The sequence below is a fragment of the Streptomyces sp. NPDC111606 genome, assembly GCF_055656945.1.
In genome coordinates, this window is record NZ_JBVKBY010000007.1 from 213308 (window position 1) to 232259 (window position 18952).

Annotated in this window: 16 protein-coding genes; 12 read left to right on the forward strand and 4 right to left on the reverse strand. The window is 70.7% G+C overall.

Annotation, left to right across the window (positions count from 1 at the left end):
- Positions 1–4: 4 nt before the first annotated feature.
- On the forward strand, positions 5–781 hold the full coding sequence (gene prcA, locus ACZ7M7_RS25375; protein WP_369269981.1) for a proteasome subunit alpha: 777 nt from the start codon (positions 5–7) through the stop codon (positions 779–781).
- A gap of 101 nt (positions 782–882) precedes the next feature.
- Here the strand turns inward: prcA and ACZ7M7_RS25380 are convergent, their stop codons facing one another.
- Positions 883–1899: a LacI family DNA-binding transcriptional regulator gene (locus tag ACZ7M7_RS25380; RefSeq protein WP_472120476.1), complete on the reverse strand. Its 1017-nt coding sequence runs from the start codon at positions 1897–1899 to the stop codon at positions 883–885.
- A gap of 149 nt (positions 1900–2048) precedes the next feature.
- On the opposite strand from ACZ7M7_RS25380, the gene ACZ7M7_RS25385 reads away from it, so the two are divergent.
- From ACZ7M7_RS25385 to ACZ7M7_RS25435, 11 genes are all read left to right on the forward strand, one after another.
- On the forward strand, positions 2049–3308 hold the full coding sequence (locus tag ACZ7M7_RS25385) for an MFS transporter (RefSeq protein ID WP_383607694.1): 1260 nt from the start codon (positions 2049–2051) through the stop codon (positions 3306–3308).
- Between the two features lie 9 nt (positions 3309–3317).
- Positions 3318–4679, forward strand: coding sequence for a Pup--protein ligase (pafA, locus tag ACZ7M7_RS25390; protein ID WP_053192758.1), 1362 nt, complete (start codon positions 3318–3320; stop codon positions 4677–4679).
- Positions 4680–4845: 166 nt separating this feature from the next.
- Positions 4846–5826 carry an FKBP-type peptidyl-prolyl cis-trans isomerase gene (locus ACZ7M7_RS25395; RefSeq protein ID WP_472120479.1) on the forward strand — a complete coding sequence of 327 codons (981 nt, stop codon included), beginning with the start codon at positions 4846–4848 and terminating at the stop codon, positions 5824–5826.
- Positions 5827–5882: 56 nt separating this feature from the next.
- Complete coding sequence (locus ACZ7M7_RS25400) at positions 5883–6254, forward strand: FKBP-type peptidyl-prolyl cis-trans isomerase (protein ID WP_383607696.1); 372 nt, start codon at positions 5883–5885, stop codon at positions 6252–6254.
- A gap of 168 nt (positions 6255–6422) precedes the next feature.
- Positions 6423–7376, forward strand: a complete 954-nt coding sequence (locus ACZ7M7_RS25405) for a helix-turn-helix transcriptional regulator (RefSeq protein ID WP_328882758.1) — start codon at positions 6423–6425, stop codon at positions 7374–7376.
- A gap of 19 nt (positions 7377–7395) precedes the next feature.
- Complete coding sequence (locus tag ACZ7M7_RS25410) at positions 7396–8412, forward strand: helix-turn-helix transcriptional regulator (protein WP_472120481.1); 1017 nt, start codon at positions 7396–7398, stop codon at positions 8410–8412.
- A gap of 48 nt (positions 8413–8460) precedes the next feature.
- Entirely contained in the window at positions 8461–8754 is a 294-nt protein-coding gene (locus tag ACZ7M7_RS25415; protein WP_383629206.1) for a hypothetical protein, read from the forward strand.
- Between the two features lie 20 nt (positions 8755–8774).
- Complete coding sequence (locus tag ACZ7M7_RS25420; protein WP_328428866.1) at positions 8775–8969, forward strand: hypothetical protein; 195 nt, start codon at positions 8775–8777, stop codon at positions 8967–8969.
- A 261-nt stretch (positions 8970–9230) separates the two neighbouring features.
- Positions 9231–9527: a Sec-independent protein translocase subunit TatA gene (gene tatA / locus ACZ7M7_RS25425; protein ID WP_383607699.1), complete on the forward strand. Its 297-nt coding sequence runs from the start codon at positions 9231–9233 to the stop codon at positions 9525–9527.
- A 47-nt stretch (positions 9528–9574) separates the two neighbouring features.
- On the forward strand, positions 9575–10525 hold the full coding sequence (gene tatC, locus ACZ7M7_RS25430) for a twin-arginine translocase subunit TatC (RefSeq protein WP_383607700.1): 951 nt from the start codon (positions 9575–9577) through the stop codon (positions 10523–10525).
- Between the two features lie 115 nt (positions 10526–10640).
- Positions 10641–13493 (forward strand): DEAD/DEAH box helicase, encoded by a 2853-nt coding sequence (locus tag ACZ7M7_RS25435; RefSeq protein ID WP_472120484.1) that lies wholly within the window; start codon positions 10641–10643, stop codon positions 13491–13493.
- Positions 13494–13599: 106 nt separating this feature from the next.
- On the opposite strand, the gene helR is transcribed toward ACZ7M7_RS25435, so the two are convergent.
- The 3 genes from helR to atzF all read right to left on the reverse strand — a co-directional run bounded on the left by helR (position 13600) and on the right by atzF (position 18941).
- Entirely contained in the window at positions 13600–15795 is a 2196-nt protein-coding gene (gene helR, locus ACZ7M7_RS25440; RefSeq protein WP_472120486.1) for an RNA polymerase recycling motor ATPase HelR, read from the reverse strand.
- A 100-nt stretch (positions 15796–15895) separates the two neighbouring features.
- A complete protein-coding gene (locus ACZ7M7_RS25445) occupies positions 15896–17104 on the reverse strand; it encodes a glycosyltransferase (RefSeq protein ID WP_472120488.1) in 1209 nt (402 codons plus the stop codon).
- A gap of 115 nt (positions 17105–17219) precedes the next feature.
- Positions 17220–18941, reverse strand: coding sequence for an allophanate hydrolase (atzF, locus tag ACZ7M7_RS25450; RefSeq protein ID WP_472120490.1), 1722 nt, complete (start codon positions 18939–18941; stop codon positions 17220–17222).
- Between the last annotated feature and the right edge of the window lie 11 nt (positions 18942–18952).

An 18952-nucleotide genomic window follows, 5' to 3' on the forward strand; every position in this document is an offset into this window, starting at 1 on the left:
ACCGGTGTCGACGCCGTTCTATGTCTCACCCCAGCAGGCCATGGCCGACCGGGCGGAGTACGCCCGCAAGGGCATCGCCCGTGGCCGCAGCCTGGTCGTGCTGCAGTATGCCGACGGCATCGTGTTCGTCGGCGAGAACCCGTCCCGTGCGCTGCACAAGTTCAGCGAGATCTACGACCGGATCGGTTTCGCGGCCGCCGGCAAGTACAACGAGTACGAGAACCTGCGGATCGGCGGCGTGCGCTACGCCGATCTGCGTGGTTACACCTATGACCGTGATGACGTGACCGCGCGTGGCCTGGCCAACGTCTACGCCCAGACGCTGGGCACGATCTTCTCCTCCGCGGCGGAGAAGCCGTACGAGGTGGAGCTGGTCGTCGCCGAGGTCGGTGAGACGCCTGAGGGTGACCAGATCTACCGGCTGCCGCACGACGGCTCGATCGTGGACGAGCACGGCTCGGTCGCGGTCGGCGGCAATGCCGAGTTGATCAGCAATTACCTGGATCAGCGTCATCAGGACGGCGTGAGTCTCGCCGAGGCGCTGAAGCTCGCGGTCCAGGCTTTGTCGCGTGAGTCGAACGGCACGCAGCGGGAGATTCCCGCCGAGCGGCTCGAGGTCGCGGTGCTGGACCGTACGCGTCCGCAGTCGCGCAAGTTCAAGCGCATCGTGGGCCGTCAGCTGGCCCGGCTGCTGGCGGCCGAGGGTGCGGCCACCGAGGCCGAGAGCGCCGACAACGGGGAGGACTCCGACTCGGAGGACTCCGGCAGTTCCGAGGAGTAGCCCGACCACCCGACCCGCTGAGGAGCAGTCCCGACCTCGCTTTCGCCCGTATCGTGCCCCGACCGCCCGCTCGGCCGGGGCACAGGCGTTCATGCGGGCCTTCAGGAGGCGCTGGGCGGCGCTGTGGAGCCCCGTACGACCAGCTCGACCGGGATGTCACCCTCCTCGGGCTCACGGCCTTCCAGGACCGCCAGGAGGGCCTGCATGCCGCGTTCCCCGAAGAGCTCGGCGTCCAGACGGACGGTGGTCAGCTCGGGGTCGATGGCGGTGGCGAGGGCGAGGTCGTCGAGGCCGGTCACGGAGATGTCGTCGGGGATGCGCAGGCCGAGACGGCGTACGGCCTTGTAGGCGCCGGCGGCGAGTTTGTCGTCGTCGCAGACGATGGCCGTGGGGCGGGGGCCCTTGGCCGAGAGGGCGGTCTCGGCGGCGGTGCGGGCGCCCTCGATGGAGATGGGCGCGCGGACGGTGAGCAGTGAGGTGCCGGGCACCTCGCCGATGCGTGCGGCGAGCTCACCCGCCCGTACGTCGAAGGTCCAGGAGGGCACGTCGGCCGCGAGGTGCAGGAAGCGCCGGTGGCCGAGGTGGAGCAGGTGATCGGCGACCTGACGGACGCCGTCCGTGATGTCGAGGTTCACCGTCGCGGCCCCGAGACTGCCGTCCGGGTCGCTGTCCAGCATGACCAGGGGGAGCTGGTCGCCGCGGATGGCGGTGAGGGCGTCGGCGGCCATGGAGGAGGCGATGACGCCGTCGAGGGCGGCCTGGGCGGAGGCGAAGGGGTCGCGGGCGGGGCCGATGCCTTCGGGGGAGGGGTACAGGACGACGCCGAAGCCGTGGTGGGCGGCGACGCGGGCGGCGCCGGTGTAGACGCCCGCGAAGAACTCGGTGGTGAGGGCGGGGACGACGAGCAGGACGGTGCGGGTGTGGCCGAGCCGCAGGTTGCGGGCGGCGAGGTTGGGCCGGTAGCCGAGTTCGCGGGCGGCCTCGCGGACCCGTTCGGCGGTGGCCTCGGAGACCCGGCCGCGCCACTTCTCGCCGAGGACGAGGGAGACCGCGGCCTGTGAGACGCCCGCCGCCTGGGCGACGTCCCGGCTGGTGGGGCGGGTGCTGCCGTGTGCCACCGTCCGCCTGCTCCCTTGCTCCTGGTCGTTCGCCGCCGGGCGTTGAAGCCCTGCGGCTCACTCCGCTGTCTGGACTCGTGAACAGCGCACATGGTACGTATGACGAAGGACGTTATACGTAAAACTTACCCGGAGGGGCGGCGCTGCCGATGACCGGCGCATACCTGGAGGTCCTCAGGGCGAGGCATGCCGCCCGGCTGCTCGTCGGCACGCTCATAGGCCGGCTGCCGAACGCCGTGGCCGCGCTCGCCATCGTGCTGTTCGTGCGCGCGGAGGGCGGCTCGTACAGCATGGCCGGTGGTCTGGCGGCCGTGTACGGGGTGGCCAATGCCGTGGGACAGCCGCTGCTGGGGCGGCTGGTGGACCTGTACGGGCAGCCGCGGGTGCAGCTGCCCGCCGCCGTCGCGTCGGCCCTCGCGATGGGCGTGTTCGCCTTCGTGGGCCTCGGCCCGCTGCCGCTCGCCTATGCGGCCGTGGCCGCCTCCGGACTGTTCACGCCGCCCCTGGAGGGCGGTCTGCGGGCGCTGTGGTCGTCCGTCCTCCACAAGGAGGGCCAGGTGCACACGGCGTACGCGATGGACGCGGTGGCGCAGGAAGTCATGTTCACCATCGGTCCGTTGCTGCTCACGCTGTGCGCCTCGCTGTGGTCGGCGCAGGCGGCGCTGCTGATCCTGAACGTGATCGGGGTGCTGGGCGCCCTGTCGGTGGTCGTGTCGCAGCCCTCGCGCGCGTGGCGGTCGGCGCCGCGTGAGGCGCACTGGCTGGGCGCGCTGCGCTCGGCCGGGCTGCTGGCGCTCCTCGCCGCCTTCCTGTTCGTCGGCGTGGCGATGGGGTCCATCGCGGTCGCCGCCGTGTCGTACGCGGACGACCACGGCGGTGATGTCGTGTACGGCTGGCTGATGGCGGGTCTGGGACTCGGCGCGCTCATCGGCGGCATGGTGTACGGGGCGCGGCAGTGGGGCGGCGAGCCCGCGCGGCGACTGCGCTGGCTGGTCGCGCTTCTGGCGGTGTGTTACCTGCCGCTGACACTGATGCCGGGTGTGGTCGAGATGACCCTGCTGGCCGTGCTCGCGGGGGTGTTCCTCGCGCCGTGCATCGCCTGTGCGTTCGTACTCGTGGACCGGCACGCCCCGCGCGGGACGGTCACCGAGGCGTTCTCCTGGCTTGTGACGACGTTCACCGTGGGCGCGTCGGTCGGAACGGGCCTGGCGGGGCCGGTCGTCGAGGCGGGCGGGGCGCTGTGGGGGTTCGCCGTGCCGGGGGCCGCGGGAGCCGTGTCGTTGCTGGTCCTCCTGGCCACGGGGCGGGTCCTCGCAGCTCCCGCCAGGGGTGCGGTCGTTGCGGCTTCATCGGAAAATGATCCAAACCGTGCTGTCGAACCCCGTTTCAGCTCAGGGGATCGGGCGTAATGTTCAGTCATGGACCGCCGCATTTTCGGGCTGGAGAACGAGTACGGCGTCACGTGCACGTTCAGGGGACAGCGCCGCCTGTCGCCTGACGAGGTGGCGCGGTACCTCTTCCGCCGTGTCGTGTCATGGGGCCGTAGCAGCAATGTCTTTCTGCGAAACGGCGCCCGCCTCTATCTCGACGTGGGATCGCATCCGGAATACGCGACACCCGAATGTGACAACGTGACCGAACTGGTCACCCACGACAAAGCAGGCGAGCGCATTCTCGAAGGACTCCTGGTGGACGCGGAACGACGCCTGCACGAGGAGGGAATCGCGGGCGACGTCTACCTCTTCAAGAACAACACCGACTCGGCGGGCAACTCCTATGGGTGCCACGAGAACTATCTCGTCGCACGGCATGGGGAGTTCTCCCGGCTCGCGGACATTCTGATCCCGTTCCTGGTCACCAGGCAGCTTCTGTGCGGTGCCGGCAAGGTGCTGCAGACCCCGCGGGGCGCGGTGTACTGCGTCAGTCAGCGGGCCGAGCACATCTGGGAGGGCGTCTCCTCGGCGACGACCCGCTCCCGGCCCATCATCAACACCCGCGACGAGCCGCACGCGGACGCCGAGCGCTACCGGCGCCTGCATGTCATCGTGGGCGACTCGAACATGTCCGAGACGACCATGCTGCTCAAGGTCGGCGCGACCGACCTGGTGCTGCGGATGATCGAGGCGGGCACGGTGATGCGCGACCTGACCCTGGAGAACCCGATCCGGGCGATCCGCGAGGTCAGCCACGACATCACCGGGCGGCGCAAGGTGCGCCTGGCCAGTGGCCGGGAGGCATCTGCGCTGGAGGTGCAGCGCGAGTACTACGAGAAGGCCGTGGACTTCTGCGAGCGCCGCGGCATCCGGACAGGGACGGTGGAGCAGGTCCTGGAGCTGTGGGGCCGCACGCTGGACTCGATCGAGGCCGAGGACCTCGACCGGATCGGTACCGAGATCGACTGGGTCATGAAGTACAAGCTCATCGAGCGGTACCGGGCCAAGCACAACATGACCATGTCGCATCCGCGGGTCGCGCAGATAGACCTCGCCTACCACGACATCCACCGCCGTCGTGGCCTGTACTACCTGCTGGAGAAGAAGGGTCAAGCAGCCCGTATCTGCAACGACTTGAAGATCTTCGAGGGCAAGTCCGTGCCGCCGCAGACCACGCGGGCCCGGCTGCGCGGCGACTTCATCCGCAGGGCCCAGGAACAGCGCCGTGACTTCACGGTCGACTGGGTCCACCTCAAGCTCAACGACCAGGCGCAGCGCACGGTGTTGTGCAAGGACCCGTTCCGTTCGGTGGACGACCGGGTGGAGAAACTGATCGCCGGTATGTGAGAGGGCCGCGGCCGCCTCGGTCGCGCCCGTACAGAACGCCCGGTGCCCGGAGGTGGTGATACCTCCGGGCACCGGGCGTCGGCGTGTCGGGTGACGACCGGTGCCGAGCGCATGTTCGTCGTAGAGTGGCGGCCATTGCCCGCCACCCCCGAGCCCAGTGGGACTGATGAACTACAACACGAAACGCCGCGTCGCGGCGCTGCTGGCCGTTCCCGCCCTGTTGTTCACCGCCGCGTGCGGATCGGACAGCGACAGCAGTGACGGGGGAGCGTCGGCAGGGGTTGCCCAGGTCGATGGCAAGATCGGGGAGAAGCCCAAGATCTCCGTGCCGAAGGAGGGCGACCCGTCCGGGAAGACCGTGGTCGAGACGGTCTCGGAGGGCAGCGGAACCGCAGCCAAGGCGTCCGACTTCGTCCGCCTGGACTGGACCGTCGAGAAGTGGGGCGAGGACCAGGAGCTGGGCGGCACCTGGGCGGCCACGTCCGGTGAGAGCGCGCCGCGCAGGCAGTCCGTCGAACAGATCGGCAAGCCGAGCCAGCAGCTGCCGGAGAAGGTCCTCGCCGCGGTCAAGGGGCAGAAGCCGGGCAGCCGGGTCCTTGTGCAGGGCACCGCGGGTGATCTGATCGGTGAATCGCTGAACCCATCCTCCGGCATCAACCAGAAGGACGTACTGATCTGGGTGGTCGACGTGGCCGGTGTCGGCACCGTCGACGCCAAGGGCGAGGCCAAGGGTGAGCAGGCCGCCACCGAGGCGGGCCTGCCGGAGGTGAAGGCCCCGTCGCAGAAGGCGGCGACCATCACCATCCCCAAGAACACCAAGGCCCCCAAGGACCTCAAGGAACAGGTGCTGATCAAGGGCGATGGCAAGAAGGTCGAGGCCGGTCAGGGGCTCGTGGCCCAGTACACCGGGGTCAAGTGGGAGGACGGCAAGAAGTTCGACTCCTCCTGGGACCACGGCGGCGCGACCGCCTTCCAGATCGGCACCGGCTCCGTCGTGCCAGGCTGGGACAAGGGCCTCGTCGGCAAGAACGTGGGCGACCGCGTGCTGCTGGTGATCCCGCCCTCCCTCGGTTACGGCTCCAGCCCCAACAGCGAGCTGTCCAAGAACACACTGGTCTTCGTGGTGGATATCCTCGACGTCGTCTGACCGAGGTGTCCGTGGGGTCGCTTGGCGACCCAGGTCACGCAACAAGGAGTGATGAAGTGAGCATCGACAAGCCCGAGATCGACTTCCCGGGCGGCGAGCCCCCGGCGGACCTCGAGATCAAGGACATCTGGGAGGGCGACGGCCCCGTCGCGCAGGCGGGTCAGACCGTCACCGTGCACTACGTGGGTGTCGCGTTCAGCACGGGCGAGGAGTTCGACGCCAGCTGGAACCGCGGTACGCCATTCCGCTTCCCGCTGGGTGGCGGCCGCGTCATCAAGGGCTGGGACCAGGGCGTGCAGGGCATGAAGGTCGGCGGCCGTCGCCAGCTGACCATCCCGGCCCGCCTCGCCTACGGCAACCAGAGCCCGACCCCGGCGATCCAGCCCGGCGAGACCCTGATCTTCGTCGTCGACCTGCTCGGCGTCTGATCGTCGCGTCCGGCCGGCGTCCGGCTCGTCGCGTCTGATCGGCGCGCGACCGGACCCGACTACCTGGGGCCCATGCCTGTCCGGGCATGGGCCCTCGGCTTTTGCCGGGCCACCGCGGGGCGGTACGGTCATCGGTCGTAAGCACCATAGGGAAGGCGAAGGGCGTCGATGGCCATTGCCAAGGCCGAGCGGCTCATGAATTTGGCGCTGTGTCTGCTCGGGACGCGGCGGCCGCTGAGCAAGCGCGAGCTGCGTGAGTCCATCGAGGCGTACCTGGAAGCCGGCTCCGACGACTCCTTCAACCGGATGTTCGAGCGCGACAAGGACGACCTGCGCGAGCTCGGCCTGGTCATCGAGACCGTCGAGAACCTCGACGGCGAGGTCGGCTATCTCGCCCGCCGGGACAGCAACCGGCTGCCGCCCATCACCCTCGACGCCGAGGAGGCCGCCGCCCTCGGCCTGGCCGCCAAGGTGTGGCAGCAGGTCCGGCTCGCGGGCGCGGCCAGCGGCGCACTGCAGAAACTGCGCGCGGCAGGGCTGCCGGAGGACGTCGATCCGTACGAGGCGCACGGCGCCCTGGAGCCCCGTATTCCGGTGCATGAGGCCGCGTTCGAGCCGCTGATGCTGGCGTGCCGCGACCGGCGCCCGGTCGTGTTCGACTACCGCAAGGCCACCGCCGCCCGCCCCGAGCCCCGGCACGTCGAGCCGTGGGCGCTCGAGTGCTGGCGCGGCCACTGGTATCTCGCGGGCTGGGACCGGGACCGGGGCGCCGAGCGCGTCTTCCGGCTGTCCCGCATCACGGGCAAGGTGCGCTCGCGCGGCTCGCGGTTCACCGCGCCGGTCCCCGACGTCGTCACCGTCCGGGAGACCGTCATGAGCTGGGCGGGGGAGACGGCCGACCGCTCCGCGCGGATCCGGCTGCGCACGGATGCCGGTTACCCCCTTCGGGCGAAGGCCACCTCGGTCAGGGAACTCGGGGACGGCTGGGACGAGTTGGAGATTCCGTACGGCCACGGGCTGGATGCCTGGCTGGTGGAGTTCGGGCCGGATGTGGTGGTCCTGGAGCCCGCGGAGCTGCGGGCCGACGTGGTGGACCGGCTGCGTGCCGTGGCCAAGGGCTGAGGGGGAGCGGAGCGACACAGTGGCAGGCAAACCGGTCAGGCCCGTCAACGCCATCGACCAGACCCGGCGGATGCTCTCCCTGGTGACCTATCTCAGGGAGCGGCCAGGCGCCCGCATCGAGGACGTCGCGCGCGCCTTCGGCATCTCCGAGGACGAGCTGGTCTCCGACCTCGACGTGCTGCCCATGTGCGGCACCAGCTTCCGCGGCGGTGACCTGCTCGACATCGACACCGACGGCGAGCGCATCTGGTGGCACAACCCCGATGACGTCGCCGAGCCGCTGCGGCTCGCCGCCGACGAGGCGACCGCGCTGCTGGTGGCGGCTCGCGCGGTGTCCACGCTGCCCGGACTGCGCGAGAGCGACCGGCAGGCGCTCCTGCGGGCGACCGCCAAGGTGGAGGCCGCGGCCGGGGAGGCGGCCGGCGCCAGCTCCCGGCTGTCGGTGACCTTCGAGGCCGAGGGCGGTGTCTTCGCCGACGTCGACCGTGCCATCTCCGAGCGGCGCCGCCTGTGGATCCGCTACTACTCACCGGCCCGCGACGAGGTCACCGAGCGCGAGATCGACCCGATCCGCCTGGTCAGCGTCGGCCACACCTACGTCGAGGCCTGGTGCCGCCGCTCCGAGGCGCGCCGCACCTTCCGGCTCGACCGGGTCGCCGAGATCAGGATCCTGGACGAGCCGTCCGTGCCGCCCGAGATCGAGCTGAGGGACCTGTCCGAGGGGCTCGTGCAGCCTGCCGCGGAGGACCCGGAGGTCGTGGTCGAGGTCGGTCCGGGCGGGCGCTGGGTCGCCGAGTACTACCCGCACGACAGCGCCGATGAGCTTGCCGACGGCGGGCTGCGTATCACTCTGCGCACCCCCGAACCCACGTCGCTGCGGCGTCTCGCACTGCGGCTCGGGCGCGACGGCCGGATCGTCTCACCGGCGGCACTGGCCGACAGCGCCCGGCAGGCGGCCCGCGAGGCGCTGGCGGCGTACGACGGGGTCGAGGTGCGGGGCGAGCACGGGGCGCACCGGACTCACGACGGACAGTAGGACAGCGCCCCCGAAGGCGAGCGACCACGAAGAAGGGGAGCAAGGGCTTTGAGCGAGTCGGCGACGTCCGGTGCGGTGGGAATGACGGTGGCATCCGCGTTCTCCGGGATGAGAAGCGTGACCCCGGTGAGGTTCAGGGCGGGCTGCCCGGACTGCCGGGGCCGCTTCGAGCTCGCCGCGAGCGCACTGCGCCTCGTCATCGGCGCGAGCAGCCGTACGACGTTCTACTCGTTCGCCTGCCCCGAGTGCGGCTCGTCCGTCCGCAAGCCTGCCGGGGAGCGGATCGTCGAGCTGCTGACCGGCGGCGGGGTCAGCACCCTGCGGCTGCACTCCACGCTGTAGGACGGTCTAGGCTCGGCGTCATGTTCTGGCCGATGTTCGCGGTAGCTGTGGGTTTCCTGGGTCTCGCCGTTCTCGGCGTGCTCGCCGTGCGGGTCTTCCTGGAGGCGCAGCGCCTCGGCCGGCAGGTGACGGACTCCGCGCGGCGCATCAGCAGGGCGGCGGAGGACCTGGAGCGGGCGAGCATGAGCGCGGCTCGGGCTGTGGACACGCTCTAGCCCTGCCAAGGATTGGGTGTGAGTCCCTCCCCGCATGCGTTTTGGGCCACTTCGCCCTGTCAACTTGACGTCCCGGACAGGTACGCTGCTGGTCGCGGCCCGGAGAACGAGGCCCGGGTCCGCGGACAGGGAGTACGCACGGGGATTGCCTCACGTTTACCCCTGAGCGTTACGATCGCTGTCAACGCGATCGTTCGGACACATGTCCGACCGATCGGACAGCACCCCACCCCAGTAGCCTCGGTGAGAAGGTAAAGACTTATGTTCGGAAGGCTCGGAGCCCCCGAGATCATTCTCATCCTCGTCGTCATCATCCTGCTGTTCGGCGCGAAGAAGCTTCCGGACATGGCGCGCTCGCTCGGCAAGTCCGCTCGCATCCTGAAGAGCGAGGCGAAGGCGATGAAGGACGACGGCAGCAAGTCCGCCGCCCCGGCCGACCCGCCGAACAACAGCAGCGACGACCAGCAGCCCCCGGCTCAGCGCGTCATCCAGGCCTCTCCCGGCGACGTGACCAGCTCGCGCCCGGTCAACGAGCCCACGGACACGACCAAGCGCTGACGCAGGGCCGGTGACCTCCGGCCCGCCGCACGAGATGGGAACGTGGGTTGCTGAAGTCTGCCCGCAATGAGGAGAAGGATCCCGAGGGGCGGATGCCCCTCGCGGAGCACCTTCGTGAGCTTCGCAACCGGCTCGCGAAAGCGCTGCTCGCGATCGTCGTCATCACGGTTGTCGCTGCCTTCTTCTATCAGGACATCATCAACTTCTTCACCAAGCCGGTCCTCGAGTCGGTCGGCTGCCCGAAGTCGTTCGAGGAACTGGCCAAGACGTCACGCGAACAGAACCCGTGTGCGCAGATCACGATCAACGGTCTGCTCGCGCCGTTCACGCTGGCCCTGAAGGTGTCCCTGATGGCCGGCATCGTGCTGGCCGCACCGGTCTGGTTGTACCAGCTGTGGGCCTTCGTCGCCCCCGGCCTGCACAAGCACGAGCGCAAGTACGCCTACGGGTTCGTCGCCACGGGCTTCCCGCTCTTCCTCGCCGGCGCCTACTTCGCCTACAAGGTGCTGCCCAAGACCGCCACCGTCCTGATCGAGTTCACGCCGTTCGGCGTCGACAACCTGCTGCCGCTGGACGACCTGCTCGACCTCGTCACGCGCATGGTGATCGTCTTCGGTCTCTCCTTCGAGCTGCCCCTGCTGCTGGTGATGCTCAACTTCACCGGCGCCATCACCGGCAAGCGCATGCTCGGCTGGTGGCGCGGCATGATCATGGGCATCACGGTCTTCGCGGCGATCGCGACCCCGAGCACCGACCCGCTGACGATGATGGCCCTCGCCGGACCGATCTGGATCCTGTACTTCGGCGCGGTCCTCGTCTCCCTGCTCAACGACCGCCGCAGGAGCCGCCGCGAGGCCATGGCGCCCGCCGACGACGAGGCGTCCGACCTCGATCTGACCCCCGAGAGCATCGGCGAGGTCGAGACGGTGTCCGCGAGCCGGGCGCTGCCCGAGCAGGCCACCACCGAGCGGGTCAACGGCTACGACGACGTGACCTGACCGAGGCGGAATCCACAAACAGTGCGGCCGGGCGCCTACAGGGCGTGCCCGGCCGCTTCCGCTTCGCAGCCGTGAGCTGCACGGATCGCGGGTTTGTCCGGGGCCGATCCGGATAATGATCGTCCTGTTGTCAGTGGCGCCCGGTACGCTCGAAAGCACGATGACAGAGGACCTCTCACCGGCCGAGCGGTACGCGGCAGCGCGTAGGCGTGCTGCCGAGCAGGCCACGGCGCTCGCCTCATTCCGCGAGATGTACGACTTCGGCCTCGACCCCTTCCAGATCGAGGCGTGCCAGGCGCTCGAAGCGGGGAAGGGCGTGCTGGTGGCCGCCCCCACCGGGTCGGGCAAGACGATCGTGGGCGAGTTCGCCGTCCACCTCGCCCTGTTGCAGGGCAGAAAATGCTTCTACACCACGCCCATCAAGGCGCTGTCGAACCAGAAGTACGCCGACCTGTGCCGCCGTTACGGCGACGGCATGGTCGGTCTGCTCACCGGCGACAACAGCATCAACTCCGATGCCCCGGTGGTCGTGATGACCACCGAGGTACTGCGGAACATGCTGTACGCCGGGTCGCAGACCCTCCTCGGCCTCGGCCATGTGGTCATGGACGAGGTGCACTACCTCTCCGACCGCTTCCGCGGGGCCGTATGGGAGGAAGTGATCATTCACCTCCCCGAGTCGGTCACGCTGGTCTCGCTGTCGGCGACCGTGTCCAACGCCGAGGAGTTCGGCGACTGGCTCGACACCGTCCGCGGCGACACCGAGGTGATCGTGTCCGAGCACCGGCCCGTGCCGCTGTTCCAACACGTGCTCGCCGGGCGGCGGATGTACGACCTGTTCGAGGAGGGCGAGGGCCACAAGAAGGCCGTCAACCCCGACCTCACGCGGCTGGCCCGCATGGAGGCGACCAGACCCTCGTACCAGGACCGCAGACGCGGGCGCGCCATGCGCGAGGCCGACCGGGAGCGGGAGCGCCGGCAGCGGTCCCGGGTGTGGACGCCGGGACGCCCCGAGGTCATCGAACGCCTCGACGCCGAGGGCCTGCTGCCCGCCATCACCTTCATCTTCAGCCGCGCCGCCTGCGAGGCCGCCGTCCAGCAGTGCCTGCACGCGGGACTGCGGCTGAACGACGAGGAGGCGCGGGACAGAGTGCGCGCCCTCGTCGAGGAGCGCACCGCCGCCATCCCGAACGAGGACCTGCACGTCCTCGGCTACTACGAATGGCTGGAAGGCCTGGAGCGCGGCATAGCCGCTCACCACGCGGGCATGCTGCCGACCTTCAAGGAGGTCGTCGAGGAACTGTTCGTCCGCGGACTGGTGAAGGCCGTGTTCGCCACGGAGACCCTCGCGCTGGGCATCAACATGCCTGCCCGGTCGGTGGTGTTGGAGAAGCTCGTCAAGTGGAACGGCGAGCAGCACGCCGACATCACGCCCGGTGAGTACACGCAGCTGACCGGCCGTGCCGGCCGGCGCGGCATCGACGTCGAGGGCCACGCCGTCGTGCTGTGGCAGCGCGGCATGAGCCCCGACCACCTGGCGGGGCTGGCGGGCACCCGCACCTATCCGCTGCGCTCCAGCTTCAAGCCGTCGTACAACATGGCGGTCAACCTCGTCGAGCAGTTCGGCCGGCACCGCTCGCGCGAGCTGCTGGAGACGTCGTTCGCGCAGTTCCAGGCCGACAAGTCGGTCGTCGGGATCTCCCGGCAGGTGCAGCGCAACGAGGAGGGGCTGGAGGGCTACAAGGAGTCCATGACCTGCCACCTCGGGGACTTCGAGGAGTACGCGCGTCTGCGCCGCGAACTGAAGGACCGCGAGAACGAGTTGGCCAAGCAGGGGGTGGCGGAGCGCCGCGCGGAGGCCGCGGTCGCGCTGGAGAAGCTCAAGCCGGGCGACGTCATCCATGTGCCGACGGGCAAGTACGCCGGCCTCGCACTGGTGCTGGACCCCGGGCTGCCGGCCGGGCGGTCCAACGGCCACCGCGGCTTCGAGCACCACGACGGCCCGCGCCCGCTGGTCCTGACCGCCGAACGGCAGGTCAAGCGGCTCGCCTCGATGGACTTCCCGGTGCCCGTCCAGGCGTTGGAGCGGATGCGGATCCCGAAGTCCTTCAACCCGCGTTCCCCGCAGTCCCGTCGGGACCTCGCTTCCGCGCTGCGCACCAAGGCCGGGCACATTTCGCCCGAGCGGCAGCGCAAGCGGCGCTCCCAGGCGGCCGACGACCGCGAGATCGAGCGGCTGCGCAAGGCCCTGCGCGCGCACCCCTGCCACGGTTGCAACGACCGTGAGGACCACGCCCGTTGGGCCGAGCGCTACCACCGGCTGCTGCGGGACACCTCGCAGCTGGAGCGCCGTATCGAAGGCCGTACGAACACGATCGCGCGGACCTTCGACCGTATCGTCGCGCTGCTGACCGAACTGGACTATCTGCGCGGTGACGAGGTCACCGAGCACGGCAAGCGGCTCGCGCGGCTGTACGGCGAACTCGACCTGCTGGCCAGCGAATGCGTCCGCGAGCGGGTGTGGGAGGGCCTCAGCCCGGCCGAACTGGCCGCCTGCGTCTCGGCGTTGGTGTTCGAGTCGAGGGCCGCGGACGACGCCATGGCCCCGAAGCTGCCGTCGGGCAAGGCCAAGGCCGCCCTCGGTGAGATGGTCCGGATCTGGGGGCGGCTGGACGCCCTCGAGGAGGAGTTCCGGATCACCCAGTCCGAGGGCGTCGGGCAGCGTGAGCCCGACCTCGGCTTCGCCTGGGCCGCGTACATGTGGGCCAGCGGCAAGGGGCTGGACGAGGTGCTGCGTGAGGCTGAGATGCCGGCGGGGGACTTTGTGCGGTGGTGCAAGCAGGTGATCGATGTGCTGGGGCAGATCGCGGCGGCGTCTCCTGCGGAGGGCTCAACCGTGGCCAAGAATGCGCGTAAGGCTGTGGACGGGCTGCTGCGGGGGGTTGTTGCCTACTCGTCGGTGGGGTGACGCGCTCGCCGAGCGGGCGCGGGTGCGTTTCTGGTCGCGCCCACGGGGCGCGGGGCCGCACATCGATGCGGACCCGCGCCCCTGAGCGGCATGTACGCGTCGTCTCTCAAGAGGTGCTGGTAAGGACGACCAGTTGCCGGGTCGCTCGCGTCATCGCCACATAGCGGTCCACCGCTCCCTCGATCCCTTCGCCGAAGTCCTCCGGGTCCACCAGGACGACCAGGTCGAACTCCAGACCCTTCGACAGCTCCGGGGTCAGTGAGCGGACGCGGTCCGTCGAGTGGAATGCCGGCGCGCCGATGACGCAGGCGGTGCCCTCGGCGTGGGCGGCGAGCCAGGTGTCGAGGATCGCGTCCAGGTCCGAAGCCGAGCCGTGTACGACCGGGGCGCCGCCACTGCGGATGGACGTCGGCACATTGGCGTCCGGGAGCGCCGCCCGGATGACCGGCTCGGCCTCCGCCATGATCTCTTCCGGTGTCCGGTAGTTGAGGCTCAGGGAAGCCAGGTCGATCCGGTCGAGACCGATCCGCTTGAGCCGTTCCTGCCACGACTCCGTGAACCCGTGCCTGGCCTGGGCGCGATCGCCGACGATGGTGAAGCTCCGGGACGGGCAACGCAGCAGCAGCATCTGCCATTCCGCGTCGGTGAGTTCCTGGGCCTCGTCCACGACGACGTGTGCGAACGGGCCGGCGAGCAGGTCCGGGTCGGCCGTGGCGATCTCGGACTCGTCGACGAGGCTGACCTGGGCGTCCTCACCGCGCAGCATCCTCACCAGGCCCATGCCGTCGTCGCCGTCGTCGCCGGAGTTGGCCACGGCCTCGATCAGGTTGTCGACGACCTGGGTCATGCGCTCGCGCTGGGCGGCGATGACGGCCGTGTGCCGGCGCTTGCTCCGTGCCGCCTCCGGGTCGCCGAGGCGCTGCCGGGCCGCGTCCAGGAGCGGCAGGTCGGACACCGTCCAGGCCTGGGCGTCCGCGCGCTGCAGCTTCTGCACCTCGTCGCGGCTCAGCCAGGGAGCGCACAGCCGCAGGTAGGCGGGGACCGACCACAGGTCGGAGACGAGGTCGGCCGCTTCGAGCAGGGGCCAGGCGCGGTTGAAGGCCGCCAGCAGTTCCCTGTTCCGCCTCAGCGACCTGCGGACCAGGTCGGCCGAGACGGCCGCGTCGTCACCGGAGGCGTCGCCCTCGTGCTTGTCCGCCAGGATCGTGAGCAGTTCCTCCCAGACCTGCTCGCGCGCCTCGTTGTGCGGAGTACCGGGCTCCGCCGCCTCGAACGCCACGGCCCAGTCGTTGGCGCTCAGCCAGATGTCGGACCAGTGGGTCGTGACCGTCATGCCCTTCGTGGGCGGCTCCTCGTAGAACCGCACGCCCTTCTCGAGCGCCTTCACCAGGTCCGCGGACGACTTCAGGCGGGCCACCTCCGGGTCGGTCTCGACGGTTGCCGCGGCTCCCTCGGCGACGAGGTCACGCAGGATGCAGGTCTGCACGCCCTCCTCGCCGAGGCTGGGAAGGACGTCGGAGACGTAGTCCAGGTAAGGCCGGTGCGGACCGACGAACAGCACGCCGCCCCGGCGGTGACCGAGTCGGGGGTCGGAGTACAGGAGGTAGGCGGAGCGGTGCAGGGCGACGACGGTCTTCCCCGTGCCCGGGCCGCCGTCGACGACGAGGGCGCCGCGCGAGCCCGCGCGGATGATGGCGTCCTGGTCGGCCTGGATGGTGCCGAGCACGTCCCGCATCCGTGGCGACCGGTCGCTGCCGAGGCTGGCGATGAAGGCGGACTGGTCGTCGAGCGAGGCATGGTGCCCCGCGAACCCGTCCGGGGTGAACACCTCGTCCCAGTAGTCGCTGATCCGGCCGCGGGTCCAGCGGTACCTGCGGCGGCTCGCCAGGCCCATCGGGTCGGCGTGGGTGGCTCCGAAGAACGGCTCGGCCGCCGGGGAGCGCCAGTCGAGCAGCAGCCGCCGGCCCGTGCTGTCGGTCAGGCCGAGCCGCCCCACGTACACGGGCTCGGAGTCGTCGGCGCCGACCATGTGACCGAGGCACAGGTCCAGGCCGAAGCGGTGCAGGGTGCGCAGGCGGGCGGTGAGCCGGTGGATCTCCGTGTCCCGGTCCATGGCATCCCGGCCCATGCCGCCGGGTGCCCTGCGCGCGGCGTCGAGGCGGTCGGTCAGCTCGGCGATCGTCTCCTCGAGGCACCGTGCGATGGCCGCGAAGTGCTGCTCGTCGGCTGCGATCAGCTTCGGGTCGGCCTTGGGGGAGAGACGGTCGGGAAGGTCGAACGCGCTGGTGGTCAGGTGTGTCATGGCAGTTGCTCCGAATGTGCGGTCGATGGCGACCATCGCGCGGCGAAAGGCGGCGCCTGGGAAGAACACGCGTGGTTCACGCGGACACGGGCGGCCAGGGTCAGCCAACCATGTCGAGCAGCAGCTTCGCGGCCACGTCCGCCCCGTCGGTGGGGATCGTCGCCGCCACGGCGGCCGCGCCGGCGCGGGTCTCGGCGGTCAGGGCCGTTTCGAGTACGGCCGACAGGGACTCGAAGGTCGGCGTCGGACCGTCGTGTGCCGTGCCGATGCCCAGGTCGGCCACGCGGCCCGCCCAGTAGGGCTGGTCGGCCAGCTGGGGCACCACGACCTGAGGCGCGCCGACCCGGGCGGCCGTGGACGTCGTACCCGCGCCGCCGTGGTGCATGACGGCGGCAACGCGGCGGAAGAGCGCCTGGTGGTTGGCCTCGCCCACGGCGAAGCAGTCGTCCTGGTCGTCGATCAGGGCCAGATCGGCCCAGCCGCGGGAGACGAGGATACGGCGGCCCTGCGCGCGAACCGCCTCGATGGCCACCTGGGCGGCGTCCGCCGCGGCATGCATGGGCATGCTGCCGAAGCCCACGTACACCGGCGCGGTGCCGGCGTCCAGGAACGCCTCCAGGTCGGCCGGGAGCGGACGGACGTCGGGCAGGACCCAGGCGCCGGTCTGGACGACGTCGAGGCCCGGCATCTCGTGCAACGGGTCCAGGACCGCATCCGTCGCCACCCAGGGGCTGTCGCCGAAGACGTGGTCGCGGACGTCGTCCACCGGCGGCAGGCCGTTCGACGCCCGGTTCGTGTTGAGCGCCTCCCGGAACAACTCGTTGATGCTCTGGGCGTCCAGGTCCCACAGCACCCGGTTGTCGGTCACCTCCGGGGGGAACGGACGGCCCCGGTACGCCAGCGGCCGACGGTTCGGCGACGGCAGGGTGAGCTGCTGGAAGGTCACGGGCACGGAGCGGATGCCCAGCTTCTCGGCCACCGACCGCGCACCTGCCGCGGCCGGCATCATGCCGGTCGCCACCAGCAGATCGCAGCCCTCGGCCGCCGCGGTGACCGCCTCGAACTGGGCGGCGATCACCTGGGCCGCGCGCTCGGGCATCGACGGCGGCGGCACCGCTTGCGTCAGCTCACGGGCCGACGGTCCGACCGGGACCATCGCCACGCCGACCTCGGCCAACCGCCGCGCGAAGTCCTCGTCCGGCGGCGCGCACACCCGCACCTCGGCGCCGAGTTCCCGCAGGGGCACCGTGAGTGCCGCGAGCGGTTCGACATCTCCGCGCGACCCATAGGTCGACAACAACACACGCACTACGTGACTCCCCGTTTCCGCAGGTCTTGGCCTTAGGCGGGAGATTCTGCGGCACGAGGGGGGCCTTGCCGCAAGCCCCCCGATGCGTTATAAGTTGATAGTGGCAAGGAGAGCGTTACGTCCTTGCCCTTCGTGTTTTCAGGGGTCGTTCGTGTGCTCCGTCGCGGTCGCCCCTGAGATACGCCCGCCAGCCGCCGTACGATGTGATGTCCTCGGCGCCCGCGAGAGCCGCGGGCTCGCACAGGAACCCCGGGACGTGGCTGCCGTCCGCCAGTTCCACGCGCCCCAGGGCCATCGGCCGGGGCAGGTCGGCGAGGAGCCGGCCGAGCCCCTCCGCCGGGAGCCGCCACACCTCCGCCTCGATCGCCGCCCCGCCCTCGTCGGGGCCGGCGCCCTGACCGACATGGACCAGGCCCGGCTTGGGCGGGGACGTGGGCAGCGCGTGCAACCGGTAGACGGGGGCCGTGGCGATCGTACGGTCGAAACGGCCGCCCAGGGCGAGAAGCTGCGAGTTCAGGGGCTGGCCGGTGAGGTGCGCCCCGACCACCGCGAGGCGGACCTCGGGCCGGAGCAGGCCGGCGATCCGGGCCAGCCGGTCGTCCGTGAAAGCGGCGCCGAGCAGCATCACGCCGAAGGGCAGGCCGTTCACCTCACCGGCCGGGACGGCGACCGCCGCCAGGTCGAACAGGTTCGTGGAGTTGGTGAAGCGGCCCAGCCGGGCGTTGGCGCCGAGCGGGTCGGCGGCCACCTCGGCGAGGGTCGGGTGGCCTGGTGCGGTGGGGATCAACAGGGCGTCGGCGTCGGCGAGTTCGGCCTCGGCGCGGGTGCGCAGGGCGGCGAGCCGGTCCTGGTCGGCGAAGAGCCGGTGGGCCGGGATGTCGCGGGCGCGGGTGATGATGCCGGCGACGGTGGGATCGAGGGCCGTGTCACCCTCAGCCATCGCCTTGTCGACAAAGCTCCCCACGGCCGTGTAGCGCTCGGCGACGAAGGCGCCCTCGTACAGCATCGCGGCGGCCTCGGTGAAGGGGGTGAGGTCGAGGGGGCGGATGTCGGCGCCCGCGGTTGCGAGCTGCCGTACGGCTGCCTCGTAGGCCTCGGCCCAGCCCTCGTCCAGTTCACCGAGCTGATGCGTCGGCGGGACCGCGATGCGCCAGGGCCCCGGCGCCCGCCCGGGGAGCGCGGGCAGGGCGCGGGCGGGCGGGGACGCCATGAACGACAGTGCCTGCTCGGCTTCCGGAAGGGTGCGCGCGAACACCGTCACGCAGTCGATCGACGCGCAGGCCGGGACGACGCCCGTCGTCGGCACCAGGCCCCGGGTGGGCTTGAGGCCGACGATGCCGTTGAAGGCGGCCGGGACCCGGCCCGAGCCGGCCGTGTCCGTGCCGAGCGCGAAGTCGACGATCCCGAGTGCCACCGCGACGGCCGAGCCGGAGCTGGAGCCGCCGCTGATCCTGGCCGGGTCATGGGCGCACCGGACGGCACCGTGGGGGGAGCGGGTGCCGACCAGGCCCGTCGCGAACTGGTCGAGGTTGGTGGTGCCGAGCACGATCGCACCGGCCGCGCGCAGCCGGGCGACGACCGGCGCGTCGGCCTCGGGGGAGTAGGCGTACGAAGGGCAGCCCGCCGTCGTCGGGAGGCCGGCGACGTCGATGTTGCCCTTGGCGGCGAACAGGCGCCCCGCGAGCGGGAGTCTCTCCCCACCGGTCACCCGCTCGTCGATCCGCCGGGCCTCGGCCTCCACTTCCTCCTGCGGGCGCAGGTCGATCCAGATCTCGGGGCGGTCCGTGGCCTCGATGCGGGCGTAGGCCGCGCGGACGCGGAAGAGAGTGGTGGACATGCGGTGCTCCT

What these genes read in the sequence shown, in the direction of transcription:
- ACZ7M7_RS25385 (WP_383607694.1), top strand. Translation starts at nt 2,049, where the DNA reads ATGACCGGCGCATACCTGGAGGTCCTCAGGGCGAGGCATGCCGCCCGG.
- pafA (WP_053192758.1), top strand. Translation starts at nt 3,318, where the DNA reads ATGGACCGCCGCATTTTCGGGCTGGAGAACGAGTACGGCGTCACGTGC.
- ACZ7M7_RS25395 (WP_472120479.1), top strand. Translation starts at nt 4,846, where the DNA reads ATGAACTACAACACGAAACGCCGCGTCGCGGCGCTGCTGGCCGTTCCC.
- ACZ7M7_RS25405 (WP_328882758.1), top strand. Translation starts at nt 6,423, where the DNA reads ATGGCCATTGCCAAGGCCGAGCGGCTCATGAATTTGGCGCTGTGTCTG.
- ACZ7M7_RS25420 (WP_328428866.1), top strand. Translation starts at nt 8,775, where the DNA reads ATGTTCTGGCCGATGTTCGCGGTAGCTGTGGGTTTCCTGGGTCTCGCC.
- tatA (WP_383607699.1), top strand. Translation starts at nt 9,231, where the DNA reads ATGTTCGGAAGGCTCGGAGCCCCCGAGATCATTCTCATCCTCGTCGTC.
- ACZ7M7_RS25435 (WP_472120484.1), top strand. Translation starts at nt 10,641, where the DNA reads ATGATCGTCCTGTTGTCAGTGGCGCCCGGTACGCTCGAAAGCACGATG.
- helR (WP_472120486.1), bottom strand. Translation starts at nt 15,795, where the DNA reads ATGACACACCTGACCACCAGCGCGTTCGACCTTCCCGACCGTCTCTCC.
- atzF (WP_472120490.1), bottom strand. Translation starts at nt 18,941, where the DNA reads ATGTCCACCACTCTCTTCCGCGTCCGCGCGGCCTACGCCCGCATCGAG.